We start from the raw sequence: 15737 nt of genomic DNA on the forward strand, positions 1-15737 counted from the left end.
AGAAACTTTTCTAACGGCTGTCTCCAAGAGGAACAGGCTATTTTACTGTAAATGCAGATACCGAATGTTGAAGCGAGGAGCTGAGTCGATACTTTGTGAAGACTTTGTGAACCGTTATTCTTGCCAGACCACCATTAGGAGGAAAGAACCCTTGATATTACAGTGTTTTAGCTAAAATTGCCCCCCCTTTTGACTTTGAGGAAATATGAAGAAAGTGTGATTCATTTCACTTTTATGAAAACCCTTCTCAACTATGATGTAGGTAACAAAGTTAAGGAGCTGATGGAAGGTGAAAACACGAAAAGTGGACCAGAGCAGTTCAAAGGAACATAACTCTCTAAAGGGTACGTTCTTTTCAGTTACAGTAGTAGGGCTTGGGATCTTTGTTACTTATTTAATCTTGTACGGCCTGTATATGGCCAGAATATAGGGGGGATAAACAATGATGCATCGTTCTGAAAAGGTATGGCTTATTTTAAGCTTTGGAATGATTATTGGATTCATGTTAATCGCGGGCTACCAGGCATTCGCTTTTGAAATGGGGCCGCCAAGCTATGGAGAGCGAATTGATCCTCAGAAAGTGGATGAAACAGCACCGTTCGATAAGCCAGGAATTAAGAAAATTGGCGAGAATGAGTATGAAGTAGTTATGACTCTGCAAGTGTTCAGTTTTACCCCGAGTGAGATAGAAGTGCCTGCAGGATCAACAGTTCATTTTACATTGACGTCAAAAGATGTCGTTCACGGGTTCCAGGTTGCCGAAACTAACTTAAATGCTATGGTTGTGCCTGGTTATGTACAAAAAATCACTCAGAAATTTGATAAGCCAGGCGAATATTTGGTTCTTTGCAATGAGTACTGCGGTGCGGGTCATCAAATGATGAGCACAACCATTACAGTGAAATAAAGGGGGGATAGACAGTGGAAACAGTTATTAAGCAATCAGGAAAAACACAAGTTTTTAAGGATAAAGCAAATAAAATTATGGGGATTAGCCTAGAGGATGCAAAATTAACGAAATCATATTTATCTGTTGCTTTCCTAGCCATCCTTCTGGGCGGAATACTTGGACTGCTGCAAGGCCTGAACCGGGCTGGCATGCTCGAATTGCCGGCATGGCTGAACTATTATCAGGTTCTTACAGCTCATGGTCTTCTGCTGGTAGTCGTACTTTCGGCGTTCTTCACAATAGGATACTTCTATGCTGGATTATCCCATACATTGGGCGGCCTGCTTCCTAAGGTCAGAAAGATGGCATGGGTTGGTTTCTGGATGAAGATTTTCGGATTTGTCCTAGCGGTGATCCCGATTTTAATGAATGAAGCATCTGTTATGTATACTTTCTATCCGCCAATGGCTGCTTCACCCATTTTCTATATCGGCTTAGTATTTATCGTATTGGGTGTATGGATGTGCGCCTTCGGTGCCTTTATCAATGTAGCCAGCTGGAGAAAGAGAAATCCCGGCCAGCACATCCCGATTCTATCTTTCTTTGCAACAGGCGTTTTTGTTCTCTTGTTCTTCGGAAGCATACCTGTAGCTATCGAGGTTTTTACTATAATTCCTTGGGCTTTTGGATGGGTGGAGACAATAAATGTTATGGTTGCACGCACGCTGTTCTGGGCGTTCGGCCATACGCTGGTTAACATCTGGTATTTAACAGCTGTATCTGCCTGGTATGTCATTGTACCGAAAGTTATTGGCGGCCGAAGATGGAATGACCTCTTAACAAGGATTGTGGTTATTGCTCTAGTAATTATGAATATTACCGGCGGCTTCCACCATCAAATTATTGACCCGGGTATTTCTGAACCAGTGAAATATATGCACGTGTTTATGAGTTTGGCCATTGGCTTCCCTTCATTAATGACTGCTTATGCAATGTTTGCAGTCTTTGAACGCACTGCTAGAAGGAAAGGCGGAAAAGGCATTGTTGGCTGGTACAAGAAGCTTCCATGGGGAGACGTCAGATTCCTTGCACCATTTATCGCAATGGCTGCTTTTATCCCTGCAGGGGCAGGCGGCATTGCTCAAACTACAAACCAATTGAATCAGGTAGTTCATAACACAATGTGGGTCGTTGGCCATTTCCACTTAACACTTGGCATGTCAGTAGTTATGACGTTCTTTGGCCTAAGCTATTGGCTCATTCCTTATGTATCTAAAAGAGTTCTGACACCGCAGATCAATAAACTTGGAGTTATTCAAACGATTATATGGACGCTAGGTATGATTATCATGTCAGGTGCGATGCACTGGGTGGGTCTGCTGGGATCTCCGAGAAGAACTTCCTATTCAACATATTTTGATAATGCAACTGCTTTAAGCTGGGATCCTTATCTATTCTTCCTGGCAATCGGTGGCACGCTTCTAATGATCGGTGTCCTTATGCAGGTATACGCAGTTTTCTACCTCATGTTCTTTGCACCAAAAGGAAACACAGAGTTCCCTATTGCGGAAGTGGAAGAGGATGAAGCGCCTACACCTAGATGGACAGAACGCTGGGGATTGTGGGTTGTGTGTATGATTGTTCTTGTCGGCATGGCATATGTCATTCCATTGGTCGATTTCATTGTCAATGCGCCTCCAGGTTCACCTCCATTTAAAACCTGGTAAGGTATGAGAGATAGCTCGGCTGCTGGGCTGTCTCTTTCTTTTAAAAGGAAGTGATGAATCATGTTTCCAAAAAATAGAACAGCTTTATCAAGCTTGCTTGTACTGATGTTTGGCATAGTCCTTTTTTACATTGGCACAGATGGGTTTAAGGCTTTTACTGCTGAAACAGCCAGGGTTAATCAGTTAATGGATGAAAAGCCTCAGTTCCCAGATGTAACGCTTGAAGACAATAATGGTAAGAGCTACTCTTTCTCGGAATTTGAAGGGAAGTATGTTTTTATTACTTTCTTATATACATCATGCGGTACGGTTTGCCCTGAGCTTGAGGTTAATATGTCTGAAGTATATAAACGGATTCCGGAAGAGTATATTGGCCACGACATTCAATTCCTTAGTATCAGCTTTGATCCGGAAAGGGATGATCCGAAAACATTGGATACTTACCGTAAAGCTTTCGGCAGTGACGGAGAAACGTGGAGAATGGCGAGGATTCCGGAACAGCAGGAGCTTGACTCTGTGCTGGATCGGTTTGGCGTCATTGTCATACCGGATGAATACGGCAACTTTGCCCATAACTCGGCTTTTTATCTGGTGAACCCAAAAGGACAGTTAATCGAAGTCATGGACTACACCTTGATTGAAGAAGCGGCTGATCGGGTAACGGAGATTCTGCACAGCGGGAGGGAAGAATAATGAAGTCACCAGTTTACGGATTGCTTCTGCTTCTTGCGTTGATGCTCCCGCCCATATCTAATCTGCTGGAGTCCATTATGATCACCCATATGCATATGCAAATGCCTCTGCTTGTGGTATCTGGATTATTCATGGCTAAGTTCTTTCAGAATCGCTTTCCGGAGTTTTTCTCAAAATGGAATGAAAACGGAGTCCCGGGCCTATTGCTGTTTTCAATCATTATGATGTATTGGTCTCTGCCAAGGACGATGGATGAAGCTTTGACACTTACAAGTGTAGAAGTCTTTAAATTTATCTCACTGCCATTTTTGGCCGGGGTGCCATTGCGGGACAGCTGGCCAAAGCTAAATTCATTTTGGAAGCATGCTCTCATTATTTTCTTTACTATTCTTTTTTTAGCTCTGGGATGGCTTTATATATGGTCCCCTGTACAGCTTTGCAATAACTATTTGGTTATCGAGCAGATTACACTCGGCTGGGGTTTCATCTCAACTGCGTTTGCGATGGTTGTTTACTTGATTTATAGCTATTTTATGGATTTCTCAAAATATGAGTAAAAGAAGGACTGCTGCCGTCTTGGGAGCAGTTCTTAAATTTCAGCTGCTTGTAAGGTAATGATTAGTGAGCGAACTAAATGGAATAATGACAGAAAATCATAAATATATATGAAAAGGAGTGAGTAATTAGGGAGGGGAAGAAATGGCGGATCCAATTGTCGCTAGATCGCTGGACGAAATTAAATTTTGGTCCCGGATTATGAAAGAACATGCCTTATTTTTAAGTTTGGGTTTTACATATGAACAGAAACAACTAATTGCCGAGGCACAGCAATTTATAGCTATATTTGAAAGAATCGAAGAGAAACTGGCGAGATTTGGTGTGAACTCTGAACTTGGCCAGGTGCAAGCATTTAATAACGAGGTTTATCAGGCAGCTGCTGCTATTTGGAGCTATAAGAGAAAAGTATTGGGTTTGACATTAAGATGCGAAATCCGTTCAAATAATTATCCTTTATTGATTGACCATATCAGCAGGGAAGCTGCTTATTTTGCTAATCGATTAAAAGAACTTAACTCAGGGGTACTTGCTCCAAAGCCGGAAGCTATAATAGAGGAGAATGTATTTTTCCTAAAAATCATGGCTGATCATGCTAAATTTATCGGCCATTTATTAGACCCTTCCGAAAGAAAGCTGGTTGAACAGGCCAGAGAGTTCAGCCATGATTTCGATCAATTGCTATTCCAGGCCGTGGACCTGGAATCTATGCAGCCGCAATCAGAAACAAAACCAATTCTGAGCCAATTCTTAAACCAGAATAAAGTATCAGTTGCTTCATTAAGGGATTTTAAGAAAACTGCCAGAGAATTAATAGAGGCATGCCGGATCAAGAGCAATATTCATCCTCTTCTGGCTGACCATACATTTAGGGAAGCAGAGAGGTTTTTAGAAATAATCGATATGTTTGAGGCGAGTCTTAAGAGGGGTTAGATTTAAATGGAAGGCTGCTCAAATTCTGTTTCCTTCTTTAACATATTAAGATGATACAATTAAAGCCATCCTTTTACGGGCTGGCTTTAATTTTCATTGGTGCAACTTAATTGCACTTTACTTATTTATTTAATAATAGACAAAAAGGTTGCTCTAGACCCACCCGAATGCCGCTTGGTAATATAAGCAAGGGTAATGTAGGAGGCTAGGGCATGGAAGAAGAAAAATATCTAAACCTTAAATTAGGTGAACGGGCTGCGTTTATTAGCATCGCAGCTTATATATGTCTTTCAGTATTAAAGTTAACAATTGGATATATGAGTGATTCTGCGGCTTTGAAAGCGGATGGATTGAATAATACGACGGATATTATTGCTTCAATTGCAGTGCTTATAGGTCTTAGGATTTCCCAGCGGCCACCCGATAAGAATCATGGGTATGGCCATTGGAAGAGTGAAACCATTGCTTCTATGGTAGCTTCCTTTATTATGGCTGCTGTAGGTCTTCAGGTCCTGCTGAATGCTGTTTCATCCATGTTTGAAGGTGTTAATGAATCACCTGATGTTTTTGCGGCATATACGGGAGTTTTTTCTGGAGCGGCAATGTACTTTGTGTACCGCTACAACAAAAAATTAGCCATTAAAATCAACAGTAAGGCCGTAATGGCAGCCGCAAAGGACAATATTTCAGACGCCTGGGTGAGTATAGGCACAGCCATCGGGATATTTGGGTCACAGCTGAACATGCCATGGCTTGATCCGTTAACAGCCATTATTGTCGGGCTTTTAATATGCAAAACGGCTTGGGATATTTTTGTACAAGCTTCCCATGAGCTGTCAGATGGATTTGATGAAAAAAAGATTAAAGAATATCAGGATGTCATCAAAAAAGTAAACGGGGTTAAAGGAATAAAAGATATTAAAGGAAGAAGCTACGGCAATAATGAAGTGATCGATGTGGTCATTTTGGTTAATTCCACGCTTGATATTAAGGAAGCCCATGATATTGCGACACATGTGGAAAAAGTGATGATGCAGGATTATGGTGTCTATGATGTCCATGTCCATGTTGAACCAAATTGAAAAGAAATGCGTCTCGTGAGGAGGCGCATTTCTATTTTTCAGCTGAACACTTTATCCAGTTCCCTAAACATATCATAGGCATTGACCAGATGTTCAGGTACTATCTCTCTCCCATAATCCCAGGAGTTTTTTTCTATTTCATTCATGAGCTGTTCTTTCTCGTCATCTTCTCCGTACATAAGCGTTCTGATGTCATGTTTGTTTTTTTGAAATCAAGGTAATAGCCGATTTCATGGTAAAGCATTAATTTTACCAGGTTCTCATCTGTCTCTTTTATTTTGAAATTGATTTTGGCTATGTAGCCGTTCACCTTCAGGTAGTTAAATTTGATTGTATTCGTTGAGACATTGCAGCTCATGGGTGAAGCGAGTGTATTGCTGAACTCGTAATTTATATTGAGACGCTGTTCATTTAATGTATGTAAAATGATTTTTTCAATATCCCAGATATACAGCACTTTCCCTATCACAGTCCTTTCACAGTTTTCTTGCCTTGATTATACAAGTCTATCAGTGACGGTAACAGTGTTTTCAGTTACTTTAGGTCCATTTGGGCAGAAACTGTAAATTATGAAAAAATGAGACTGAGGCAAAAGAAGGAGAAATGAATGACGAGATGGAAAAAATCTGAAACTTCGCTGTTGCATGATCCGTAGGTATGGGTATTGACCAATTCTGATGGGGTGAAAAAATTGGAAAATAAAAAAGCAACAGTTGTTTCTATTTCAATGATGAAACTGCAGATTTATTTATTCTTTTCAACATTGGCGCTTATATTTGGGGTCCTCTTTTTACATGCTGTGATTTATGGCGGTGGCGAAATGTCTTTTGACCTCACAGGTATGCTAATGTTTTTTACTGGTATGGTCCTTATTGTTATTATCCATGAAGCCATCCATTTGGCGGGTTTTCGCTATATTGGCAATGTTCCCTGGAAGGAAATGTCCTGGGGAGTTAATTTGAAAATGGGTGTGGCTTACGCTCATGCCAAACAGCCAGTGACGGTTCAGCAGATGAAAAAAGTTTTGCTGCTGCCATTCATTCCGACTGGCTTATTGCCTCTTGTTCTTGGAGTTGTATTGAATATGCCCGGATTATCAATATTAGGGGCGATATTGGCTGTTGGGTGTTTAGGAGATATTGTTTTGTATAAAAAGCTCTTAAAGTTTCCAAATGATGCTCTTGTCATTGACCATCCGACTAAACCGCAATTTACGGTATACGAATAGCGATTAAACTAGCTTCTATATTTGCTGTCCCAGCTTATAAATAGCTGCGTGAAAAAGAAAGCAGCGAAGGCTGCCAGTGCTGATATAAGGAGGTTTCTCATGGAATCAAGTCCATAAAGCCTGATTCCGATTAATTTAGAAGCAGTGGTGCACAATCTCCAGTTTTCATAAACAATGGCTGTCTTATGAAAAAATGGAAAGAATACGCCGAACAGCATGAGAAAATAAATATATTTTTTCATTATCCTATTCCTTTCTTTTTGATCCTACTGGAAAGATATGAGTCAGATTCTGCTATTAGTATCAAATAGACAAGAAAAAAGGACAGCCGCCGGGATTGTCCTTTTTAGTCTATTCTCTTTATGCGTCCATCAATTGCCGAACTAAATGGCTGCGGGAGCTGCTTGATATATTTCTCCAGTGCATCAATATCCATTGGTCCAGTCACTCTATTTTTCCCATTTCGAAAAGCAGTAAAATTGTCTCCGCCATCTGCGAGATAGGTATTTACAGTGACTGAATAGGTTTTATCCGGATCAAGCTTTGTTCCGTTGGACAAATAGATTTCTTGTATTTTACTGCCCGCAGGCTGTCGGTCATCCCAGCTGTAAGTGAAGCCCGAGATCTGAAGGATTCTGGCAGTATCAGGCTGCCATTGCTGATTGAGAATTTCACGGATCTGGCTTCCTGTCAGGTTCAATTTAACCAATTGATTGCTGAATGGAAGGACGACATATAAGTTACCCCATGTAACACGGCCTGGGTCAATATCTGCCCGGATGCCCCCAGGATTGATAAAAGCGAAATCTGTATTCATCGCTGCCCGCTCGGAAATTGCAATAAGATTGCCCAGGGCGGATTCGCCGCTTCTGTTTCGTGCAGCTGTGATGGGAATGGCAGCAGTGCCAATATATCTGTTCACAGCAGGTTCTACTTTTCTTTCATAGTTATTGATCATTCTGGTTATGTCTCTGGCGGGCTGGATGTTCTCTTGAAAAACATTCACAATTTCCGCGTGCTTGCGGACAATATCCTTGGTCCCGAGATCTATTTCAATATCCACATCAGAAAAGGCAGTGCCATATGAATAGGCTTGCACCAGGAGCTTCCCATCCGCCACACTGTTCAGATAAGCATGACTGAAGGGAGATAAGTACCTTCATCAATCAACCTCCTGTAATTGTGGCAGAGATAGTATTTGCAGATATTGGGGATTTAATCGTAATGGTTTTTTGGTGACAAGAAAATGAAAAATCCTGCTAATTTGAACGTGTGTTTATCCAATTTGAAAAAGGGTAAGTTCATACTAAGAAACATAATACTGCCAAAGGAGATGACAACATATGAAATATAAGAAGCTATTGCTTTCAGTCCCATTGGGTGCAGGATTATTGTTGGCAGGGTGCGGAACAGATGAACAGGAGCCGCCGCCGGAAACGGAAGATGTGGAATTGGAAGATAATCAAATGGAAGAAAACAATAATGAAGATAGTGAAATGCAGGATCCCGGCACATCAGAAGAATCTGACGGGAACTAACCTGGATTAAATTACTTAAAACGGCTGCCGATGGCAGGCGTTTTTGATGTTCATTCACAAGTTAAAAGCCTGATTTAAGGAAAACAGTTTAGGAACAGAATAAAGGCAAAATTTTTCATCTGACAGAATTCTGAAAAAATTCCTTTCCTTTGTTACCTCAATTCTGTATACTTAAATTGAATTTAATAGCAATAACTAGGGGTGCCCAATAGCTTGGGCTGAGAAAGAAACGCGCTAAGGTTTCTTGACTCTTTGGACCTGATCTGGATCATACCAGCGTGGGGAAGTTAGAATGTGCAAAAGTTTCTTTGTGCAAAGACATCTGCGGTTAAGCCGGTCCATCTTTATGTGGACCGGCTTTTTTACATATATGGCACTTCCTTGGTTCCAGGTCTCGTCCTTACATTTTTAATAAGGGAGAGATGATCAATGACTGCAAGTTCTTTAAATCATGAGAGTATTTCTATTATGTCGAGCTTTACTGGCAGCAAAAAAGTATATGTGAAGGGATCCAGGACTGATATAAAGGTTCCGGTGCGAGAGATAGAATTAAGCCCTACTGCCGGAACGTTTGGTGAAGAAGTCAATGAGCCGGTTCGTGTATATGATACGAGCGGACCATATACGGATCCTCAATATACGGCAGATCTAAAGAAAGGGCTTCCCGCTCTGAGAAGCCGGTGGATTCAGGAACGAGCGGATGTAGAAGAATATGATGGGCGGAAAGTAAAGCCCGAGGACAATGGCTACCTCAATGAAGGTGATCCGCGTGCCAATCATAAAGTCTTTCCTGGCTTAAACCGCAAGCCATTGAGAGCGAAAAAAGGGAAGAATGTCACCCAGCTTCACTATGCAAAAAAGGGGATCATTACCCCGGAGATGGAGTTTATAGCCATTCGGGAAAATATGGAACCGGAATTTGTGCGGTCTGAAGTAGCAAGAGGGCGGGCGATAATTCCTTCCAATATCAATCACCCTGAGACAGAGCCAATGATTATCGGAAGGAATTTTCATGTGAAAATTAATGCGAACATTGGAAACTCGGCTGTTTCATCCTCTATTGAAGAAGAGGTAGAGAAAATGACCTGGGCTACCCGATGGGGAGCAGATACAATTATGGATCTGTCTACAGGTAAAAATATTCATACTACACGCGAATGGATTATCAGAAACTCCGCTGTTCCGGTCGGTACTGTTCCCATTTATCAGGCACTTGAAAAGGTTAATGGCATTGCCGAGGATCTTACGTGGGAAGTATACAGGGATACCTTAATCGAACAAGCAGAGCAGGGGGTTGACTATTTTACCATTCATGCAGGTGTCCTTTTGAGGTATGTACCGCTGTCAGCAAAACGCTTGACCGGAATTGTGTCGAGAGGCGGATCCATTATGGCCCAATGGTGCCTGCATCATCATAAAGAGAACTTTTTATATACACACTTTGAAGAAATCTGCGAGATCATGAAAGCTTATGATGTGGCCTTCTCCCTGGGGGATGGACTGCGGCCGGGATCGATTGCAGATGCAAATGACGAGGCTCAATTTGCGGAGCTTGAAACCCTTGGGGAGCTGACGAAAATTGCCTGGGAACATGATGTACAGGTAATGGTCGAGGGACCTGGCCATGTTCCAATGCATTTAATCAAAGAGAATATGGATAAACAATTGGAAATCTGCAAAGAAGCTCCATTCTACACACTAGGGCCCCTTACGACCGATATAGCTCCGGGATATGACCATATTACCTCTGCAATCGGGGCTGCCATGATTGGCTGGTATGGGACCGCGATGCTTTGCTATGTTACCCCTAAAGAACATTTGGGTTTGCCAAATAGAGACGATGTCCGCGAGGGTGTCATCACGTATAAAATTGCCGCTCATGCTGCAGATCTGGCAAAGGGACATCCAGGAGCACAAAAAAGGGATGACGCCCTGTCAAAAGCCCGTTTTGAATTCCGCTGGAGAGATCAATTCAATCTTTCTCTGGATCCTGAGCGCGCTTTGGAATTCCATGATGAAACATTGCCGGCTGAAGGGGCAAAAACAGCTCATTTTTGTTCCATGTGCGGGCCAAAATTTTGCAGTATGAGAATTTCTCAGGATATCCGGAATTATGCAAAAGAGCATCAGCTTGAAACCGACGAAGCGATACAGAAAGGGCTGGAAGAAAAAGCTGAGGAATTTAGTAAGGCCGGAGGAAATATTTATCAGTAATTTTTTTATAGTTTAATAGAAAAATTATATCCGCTGGGGGTGCCTGTTTGCAGGCTGAGATTAAAGCAAAAGCTTAAGACCCTTGGAACCTGATCTGGCATGAATTCCAGCGTAGGGAAGTGGAGTATCGGGTCTATATTCCAGGGCCTCATACCCCGCTTTCTATTTAGAAGGTGGTTTTTTATTTGCACAAAATTAAAAATAGCATGGGAGCATCCGCTATGAAAAAAAGTCTGCATGTTATATCAGATGGAAAGCATTCTCTAGAGGCCTTTGCTGAAATAGCAGGTGAAGTAGAACCCTTTGCAGACAAGTTCCACTTGAGGGAAAAACATCGAACCTCAAGGGAGCTATATGAAGGGGTTGGGCTGCTTTGTAATGGGGGAATCCCCATTCATAAAATTGTTATAAATGATCGGGTGGATGTTGCCTGGACATATAAAACAGGAGTACATCTTGCTTTTCACAGCCTTCCGGTCCATGTTGTCAAAACGCTTTTCCCAGATATGCCCATCGGATGTTCCGTACATTCTCTTGAAGAAGCAAAAGAGGCTGCAAAACAAGGGGCTGATTATATCCTGTTTGGGCACATATTTGAAACCGATTCCAAAAAGGGAGTCCCGCCAAGGGGCACTGGGTCACTGGAGGCACTTAAAAAGGCAGTAGAAATTCCTGTATTGGCAATTGGAGGCATTAAACCGGAGAAAGTCCCTGAGGTCTTGGAGGCGGGGGCAGACGGCATTGCTGTAATGTCAGGGATTTTGCAGGCAAAAGACCCTGCAGAGGCAGCGAAGCTCTTTTCAAAAAAGTTAAATGGGGAGGGGGAATAATGAGGAAAATGTATGACGCCGTTATAGTTGGGGGCGGCATTAACGGAAGCTCCATTGCTTTTCAACTGGCTAAAAGAGGGTATAAAGTGGCCGTTTTGGATAAGGGAAAAATAGCCGGCAAGGCTTCCGGAGCGGCAGCTGGAATTTTAGGAGCCCAAACGGAACTGGCAGAAGACGGCCCGTTATTTCAGCTGGCATGCAAAAGCCGCTCCATGTACCGGAGCCTGATTCCTGAACTGGAAGATTTATCACAAGTTCATATTGGCTATCAAAATAAGGGTGTATATAAAGTGGCGGCTAATAAAGAAGAGGAGCAGGCAATAAAAAGATTAATAGAAAGCCAGCAAACAGCGGGTGAGCAGGCCGAATGGTTTTCAATTGATGACCTGATCCATCGTGAACCATTCGTATCAAACAAATTGAAGGGGGCCATGTATATACCGAATGATGGACAGGTACAGGCATATGAATTGTCCCTTGCCTTTGCAAAAGCTTCAATAGCCATCGGCGCAGAAATTTATGAGTATACACATGTAATAGATTTTATTTTAAAAGATGAAAAGGTTTATGGGGTCAGAACCAGCCAGGGGGAATTTCTGGCAGATTCCGTTATTGTTGCTTCGGGGGCCTGGAGCAGGGAGATTCTTGAAAGAACGGGTCTTTCGCTGTCCATTATTCCGGTAAAAGGCGAGTGCTTCTCGGTCAAGGTTGAAAAACCTCTTGTACAGGGGACGATCTTTTCACACGGATGCTATATCGTTCCAAAGCAATCTGGCAGGCTGGTAGTTGGCGCGACGGTTAAGGTAAACTCATTTGATGAAAAGGTGACCTTTGAAGGGATATCCATGCTGATGGAAAAGGCTCAAAACCTTGTCCCGGATATTGCAAATACAGAATGGGAAGGGGCCTGGACAGGTATTCGTCCGCAATCAGCTGATGGGCAGCCTTTTTTGGGACAACATCCGGCCTATGAAGGGTTATACATTGCAGCGGGGCATTTTCGGAATGGGATCCTCCTTGCCCCGGCAACAGGAGAGCTGATGGCAGACATTCTCGAAGGCAAAAAAGAGCAGTTTAATCCGTTTAAGCTGTCCCGCCTGGACTGTTTAGCCCATTCGTCTAAAGGGGTGCTCTTATGAATGTTTTCATTAACGGAGATGCTATGGTGCTGCCGGAAACTATTAATTCTGTTTCACTTCTGCTCGAGCATTTCCATTTGGAGCAAAAAGTAGTCATTGTCGAACTGAACCAGCATATTTTGGATAAGTCCATGCATGCTGAAACCATACTGACAGATGGGGATCGAATCGAAATAGTACACTTTGTAGGAGGCGGATGATTTGTTGAAAATTGGACCATATGAATTTAACTCACGGCTGCTGCTCGGAACAGGAAAATATCCAAACTTTGATGTGCAAAGGGAAGCTGTAGAAGCTTCGGAAACAGAGGTGCTTACCTTTGCTGTACGCCGTATGAACATTTTTGAAGCGAACCAGCCCAACTTTTTGGAAAAGCTGGATTTAAAGAAATATAAATTACTCCCTAATACGGCAGGAGCGAGTACAGCTGAGGAGGCTGTCCGAATAGCAAGGCTATCCAAAGCTTCCGGTCTCTGCGACATGATTAAGGTAGAGGTTATTGGATGCAGCAAAACGCTTCTTCCCGATCCAATAGAAACAATAAAAGCAGCGGAAATCCTATTAGACGAGGGATTTATTGTTCTTCCTTATACTTCTGATGATGTCGTGCTTGCCCGAAAACTAGAAGAACTAGGCTGCCATGCTGTCATGCCATGTGCTTCGCCAATTGGTTCAGGGCAGGGAATCATTAATCCTATTAATCTTCAATTTATTACAGAACAGGCTGATGTGCCGGTTATTGTTGATGCTGGAATTGGGGGCCCGGCAGATGCAGCATTGGCAATGGAGCTGGGAGCAGATGGAGTGTTATTAAATACGGCAGTTTCCTCTGCCGCTGATCCTGTTAAAATGGCAAAAGCAATGAAACTCGCCATTGAAGCAGGGAGGCTGGGCTATGAAGCAGGCCGGATACCCCAAAAACGTTATGCATCAGCAAGCAGCCCGGCGGAAGGAATGGTTTTTAGTTGAGTGAGCGATACTCCCGCCAGATGTTATTTCCTCCGATTGGCAAAGAAGGACAGAAAAAGCTGAGGGAAAAACACGCTTTGATTATAGGGGCTGGTGCATTAGGGGCTGCAAATGCAGAAACTCTCACAAGGGCAGGCGTCGGCAAATTAACCATTGCCGATCGGGATTATGTAGAGTGGAGCAACCTGCAGCGTCAGCAGCTTTATTGTGAAGAAGATGCTGTACGAAAAGTGCCAAAAGCGATAGCTGCGGCTAAACGCCTAAAAGCCATCAATTCAGAGGTGCAAATTTTCCCGCGTATTATGGATGTAGGTGTACAGGAAATGGAAGAGCTGATTGAGGATGTTGATTTAATCATCGATTCAACGGATAATTTTGACATTCGCTTTCTGATCAATGATATTTCTCAAAAGCACCGGATTCCCTGGATATATGGAGGCTGTGTGGGGAGCTATGGTTTAAGCTATACCATCTTGCCCGGGGTGACACCGTGCCTGAATTGCCTGATGGACAAATTGCCATTGGGAGGAGCCACCTGCGATACAGCTGGTGTTATTCAGCCGGCTATTCAAATGGTTGCGGCTCATCAGTCTGCTGAAGCATTAAAGATATTGGCAGAAAACTTGGAATCCTTACGCGCGACACTTATTTCTTTTGATGTATGGAAAAATCAATTTAGTTCTGTGAATGTTTCTTCCTTAAGAAATCCGCAGTGCTTATCGTGCGGGACTAAACCAATATATCCCTTCCTGGACTACAGAATTCAGACAAAGACATCGCTGCTTTGCGGGAGGGATACCGTACAAATCAGGCCTTCAGCTCTTCAGGATATGGATGTTGCCTATCTCGAAAAATCCCTGGTCTCTCAAGGAATCAATGTAGAGAGCAATCCTTATTTGCTCTCTTTTTCGATCAATGATGCCAGAGTAGTTGTATTTAAAGATGGAAGAGTGCTGGTGCATGGTGTAAGAGACATTCTACAGGCAAAGAACCTGTATCATCGTTTCCTTGGATAATGAGTTTTATCTATCCGCTAAGCATTTGAAGGCTAAATGAAAATAGACCTGTCCATTCTTCATTTGAAGGGCAGGTCTTTTTTAATTACTTATCTTCTCTCAATAAGTAGTTATTCCCATCCTGGTCTTTAAACGTAAACATAGTTCCAAAAGGCATCTTTAACATATCTTCAACTTCTATGCCATTTTGTTTCATTTGTTCATAGGCAGCTTCAATATCAGTGGTGCTGAAAAGGATGGAAGGGTGGGCAAGGATTGATTCGCTTGAATTCACTTCAGATTGGAGATAATTACTGTAAACATTGAGAGGAGAGAAACATGAACATTGATTCCATAAGGTTCACCGATCCTCCTGTCCATCATCAATTTCCGTCATTGTATGAGAACCTGGGGCTTCCTGAGGTATCTTCCTTCATCGAGCAGAAATATGAATTTGATTTTACAATAGGAAAAACAAAAAGGAAGGGACATGGAACCATTCGAAAGTATAAGGGAAGTGGGCAGTATAAGGTGCAGCTTACCGGAAAAATGACCGGATTCGGACCGAAAAGGCTTGAAAAGCTGGAGCGGCTGCTGATTGAGAAGGTTAAGGAACGGTTTATAAGTAATGTAGAAACAGAAACTAAAGCACGAAAAGTATATCACATGCATTTCGGACGAAACGACAGGGATAAATAGGGACAGTTTAACTGTCCCATATGGCTTACTTGGTGTTGTCTCTTTGGGCTTTTAAAGCGATTCTTTCAAGGCCGTTTTCTCTGTCACCCGCATATTCTGTTTCCTTTGGAAGTGCATTATTTCTATGATCTGATTGGCTTTTTTTCTTATTATTCTCTGTCATGATTTTCACCCCCTTTAAGCTGTTAGCATTGTGTTTAGTTTGCATTTTTTTAATGAGGATATGCCTTAAGTTTATAAACCCAA

General features: G+C 42.4%; 21 protein-coding genes and 2 riboswitches. Of the genes, 16 read left to right on the forward strand and 5 right to left on the reverse strand.

The genetic code is table 11. The annotated features are described in order from the left end of the window. Positions 1-289: 289 nt before the first annotated feature. The 7 genes from BFI01S_RS23075 to BFI01S_RS13610 all read left to right on the forward strand — a co-directional run bounded on the left by BFI01S_RS23075 (position 290) and on the right by BFI01S_RS13610 (position 5879). Positions 290-430 (forward strand): cytochrome c oxidase subunit 2A, encoded by a 141-nt coding sequence (locus tag BFI01S_RS23075; RefSeq protein ID WP_142753052.1) that lies wholly within the window; start codon positions 290-292, stop codon positions 428-430. A 12-nt stretch (positions 431-442) separates the two neighbouring features. Continuing rightward, entirely contained in the window at positions 443-907 is a 465-nt protein-coding gene (locus tag BFI01S_RS13585) for a cytochrome c oxidase subunit II (protein ID WP_061793109.1), read from the forward strand. Between the two features lie 14 nt (positions 908-921). Then, the gene (locus BFI01S_RS13590) at positions 922-2616 is read left to right on the forward strand and encodes a cbb3-type cytochrome c oxidase subunit I (RefSeq protein WP_061793110.1); all 1695 of its coding nucleotides are present in this window, start codon (positions 922-924) and stop codon (positions 2614-2616) included. Between the two features lie 60 nt (positions 2617-2676). Further along, entirely contained in the window at positions 2677-3309 is a 633-nt protein-coding gene (locus BFI01S_RS13595) for an SCO family protein (protein WP_061793111.1), read from the forward strand. Beyond that, positions 3309-3866: a hypothetical protein gene (locus BFI01S_RS13600; protein ID WP_172581910.1), complete on the forward strand. Its 558-nt coding sequence runs from the start codon at positions 3309-3311 to the stop codon at positions 3864-3866. The genes BFI01S_RS13595 and BFI01S_RS13600 overlap by 1 nt, the downstream gene beginning before the upstream one ends. Before the next feature lie 142 nt (positions 3867-4008). Next, the gene (locus tag BFI01S_RS13605; protein ID WP_061793113.1) at positions 4009-4797 is read left to right on the forward strand and encodes a DUF2935 domain-containing protein; all 789 of its coding nucleotides are present in this window, start codon (positions 4009-4011) and stop codon (positions 4795-4797) included. 212 nt (positions 4798-5009) lie between these two features. Further along, positions 5010-5879: a cation diffusion facilitator family transporter gene (locus tag BFI01S_RS13610; protein WP_061793114.1), complete on the forward strand. Its 870-nt coding sequence runs from the start codon at positions 5010-5012 to the stop codon at positions 5877-5879. Between the two features lie 142 nt (positions 5880-6021). Here the strand turns inward: BFI01S_RS13610 and BFI01S_RS13615 are convergent, their stop codons facing one another. After that, positions 6022-6336, reverse strand: coding sequence for a hypothetical protein (locus BFI01S_RS13615; RefSeq protein WP_326216942.1), 315 nt, complete (start codon positions 6334-6336; stop codon positions 6022-6024). Positions 6337-6570: 234 nt separating this feature from the next. Between BFI01S_RS13615 and BFI01S_RS13620 the strand changes: the two genes are divergently transcribed. Beyond that, on the forward strand, positions 6571-7107 hold the full coding sequence (locus BFI01S_RS13620) for a DUF3267 domain-containing protein (protein WP_061793115.1): 537 nt from the start codon (positions 6571-6573) through the stop codon (positions 7105-7107). A gap of 8 nt (positions 7108-7115) precedes the next feature. Here the strand turns inward: BFI01S_RS13620 and BFI01S_RS13625 are convergent, their stop codons facing one another. Then, positions 7116-7349 (reverse strand): hypothetical protein, encoded by a 234-nt coding sequence (locus BFI01S_RS13625; RefSeq protein ID WP_061793116.1) that lies wholly within the window; start codon positions 7347-7349, stop codon positions 7116-7118. Positions 7350-7453: 104 nt separating this feature from the next. Next, positions 7454-8206 carry a bifunctional metallophosphatase/5'-nucleotidase gene (locus BFI01S_RS13630; protein ID WP_280525173.1) on the reverse strand — a complete coding sequence of 251 codons (753 nt, stop codon included), beginning with the start codon at positions 8204-8206 and terminating at the stop codon, positions 7454-7456. A gap of 244 nt (positions 8207-8450) precedes the next feature. On the opposite strand from BFI01S_RS13630, the gene BFI01S_RS13635 reads away from it, so the two are divergent. The 7 genes from BFI01S_RS13635 to BFI01S_RS13665 all read left to right on the forward strand — a co-directional run bounded on the left by BFI01S_RS13635 (position 8451) and on the right by BFI01S_RS13665 (position 14813). Next, a complete protein-coding gene (locus BFI01S_RS13635) occupies positions 8451-8645 on the forward strand; it encodes a hypothetical protein (protein WP_235831187.1) in 195 nt (64 codons plus the stop codon). Between the two features lie 187 nt (positions 8646-8832). After that, positions 8833-8947, forward strand: a riboswitch (TPP riboswitch). A gap of 127 nt (positions 8948-9074) precedes the next feature. Continuing rightward, positions 9075-10859, forward strand: a complete 1785-nt coding sequence (thiC, locus tag BFI01S_RS13640) for a phosphomethylpyrimidine synthase ThiC (RefSeq protein WP_061793117.1) — start codon at positions 9075-9077, stop codon at positions 10857-10859. Between the two features lie 25 nt (positions 10860-10884). Continuing rightward, a riboswitch (TPP riboswitch) is annotated at positions 10885-10994 on the forward strand. Positions 10995-11080: 86 nt separating this feature from the next. Next, positions 11081-11689 (forward strand): thiazole tautomerase TenI, encoded by a 609-nt coding sequence (tenI, locus tag BFI01S_RS13645; protein ID WP_061793141.1) that lies wholly within the window; start codon positions 11081-11083, stop codon positions 11687-11689. Next, a complete protein-coding gene (gene thiO / locus BFI01S_RS13650) occupies positions 11689-12828 on the forward strand; it encodes a glycine oxidase ThiO (RefSeq protein WP_061793118.1) in 1140 nt (379 codons plus the stop codon). The genes tenI and thiO overlap by 1 nt, the downstream gene beginning before the upstream one ends. Next, positions 12825-13028, forward strand: coding sequence for a sulfur carrier protein ThiS (gene thiS / locus BFI01S_RS13655; protein ID WP_061793119.1), 204 nt, complete (start codon positions 12825-12827; stop codon positions 13026-13028). Before thiO ends, thiS begins: the two co-directional genes overlap by 4 nt. Before the next feature lies 1 nt (position 13029). Then, a complete protein-coding gene (locus BFI01S_RS13660) occupies positions 13030-13797 on the forward strand; it encodes a thiazole synthase (protein WP_061793120.1) in 768 nt (255 codons plus the stop codon). Then, on the forward strand, positions 13794-14813 hold the full coding sequence (locus tag BFI01S_RS13665) for a MoeB/ThiF family adenylyltransferase (protein WP_061793121.1): 1020 nt from the start codon (positions 13794-13796) through the stop codon (positions 14811-14813). Before BFI01S_RS13660 ends, BFI01S_RS13665 begins: the two co-directional genes overlap by 4 nt. Before the next feature lie 85 nt (positions 14814-14898). On the opposite strand, the gene BFI01S_RS13670 is transcribed toward BFI01S_RS13665, so the two are convergent. After that, on the reverse strand, positions 14899-15087 hold the full coding sequence (locus BFI01S_RS13670; protein WP_235831188.1) for a VOC family protein: 189 nt from the start codon (positions 15085-15087) through the stop codon (positions 14899-14901). Between the two features lie 44 nt (positions 15088-15131). Between BFI01S_RS13670 and BFI01S_RS13675 the strand changes: the two genes are divergently transcribed. Beyond that, complete coding sequence (locus tag BFI01S_RS13675) at positions 15132-15491, forward strand: hypothetical protein (protein ID WP_061793122.1); 360 nt, start codon at positions 15132-15134, stop codon at positions 15489-15491. A gap of 25 nt (positions 15492-15516) precedes the next feature. Here the strand turns inward: BFI01S_RS13675 and BFI01S_RS23440 are convergent, their stop codons facing one another. Then, the gene (locus tag BFI01S_RS23440) at positions 15517-15654 is read right to left on the reverse strand and encodes a hypothetical protein (protein ID WP_169799766.1); all 138 of its coding nucleotides are present in this window, start codon (positions 15652-15654) and stop codon (positions 15517-15519) included. Positions 15655-15737: the final 83 nt, after the last annotated feature.

This window comes from Cytobacillus firmus NBRC 15306 (assembly GCF_001591465.1).
GTDB lineage: Bacteria > Bacillota > Bacilli > Bacillales > Cytobacillaceae > Cytobacillus > Cytobacillus firmus.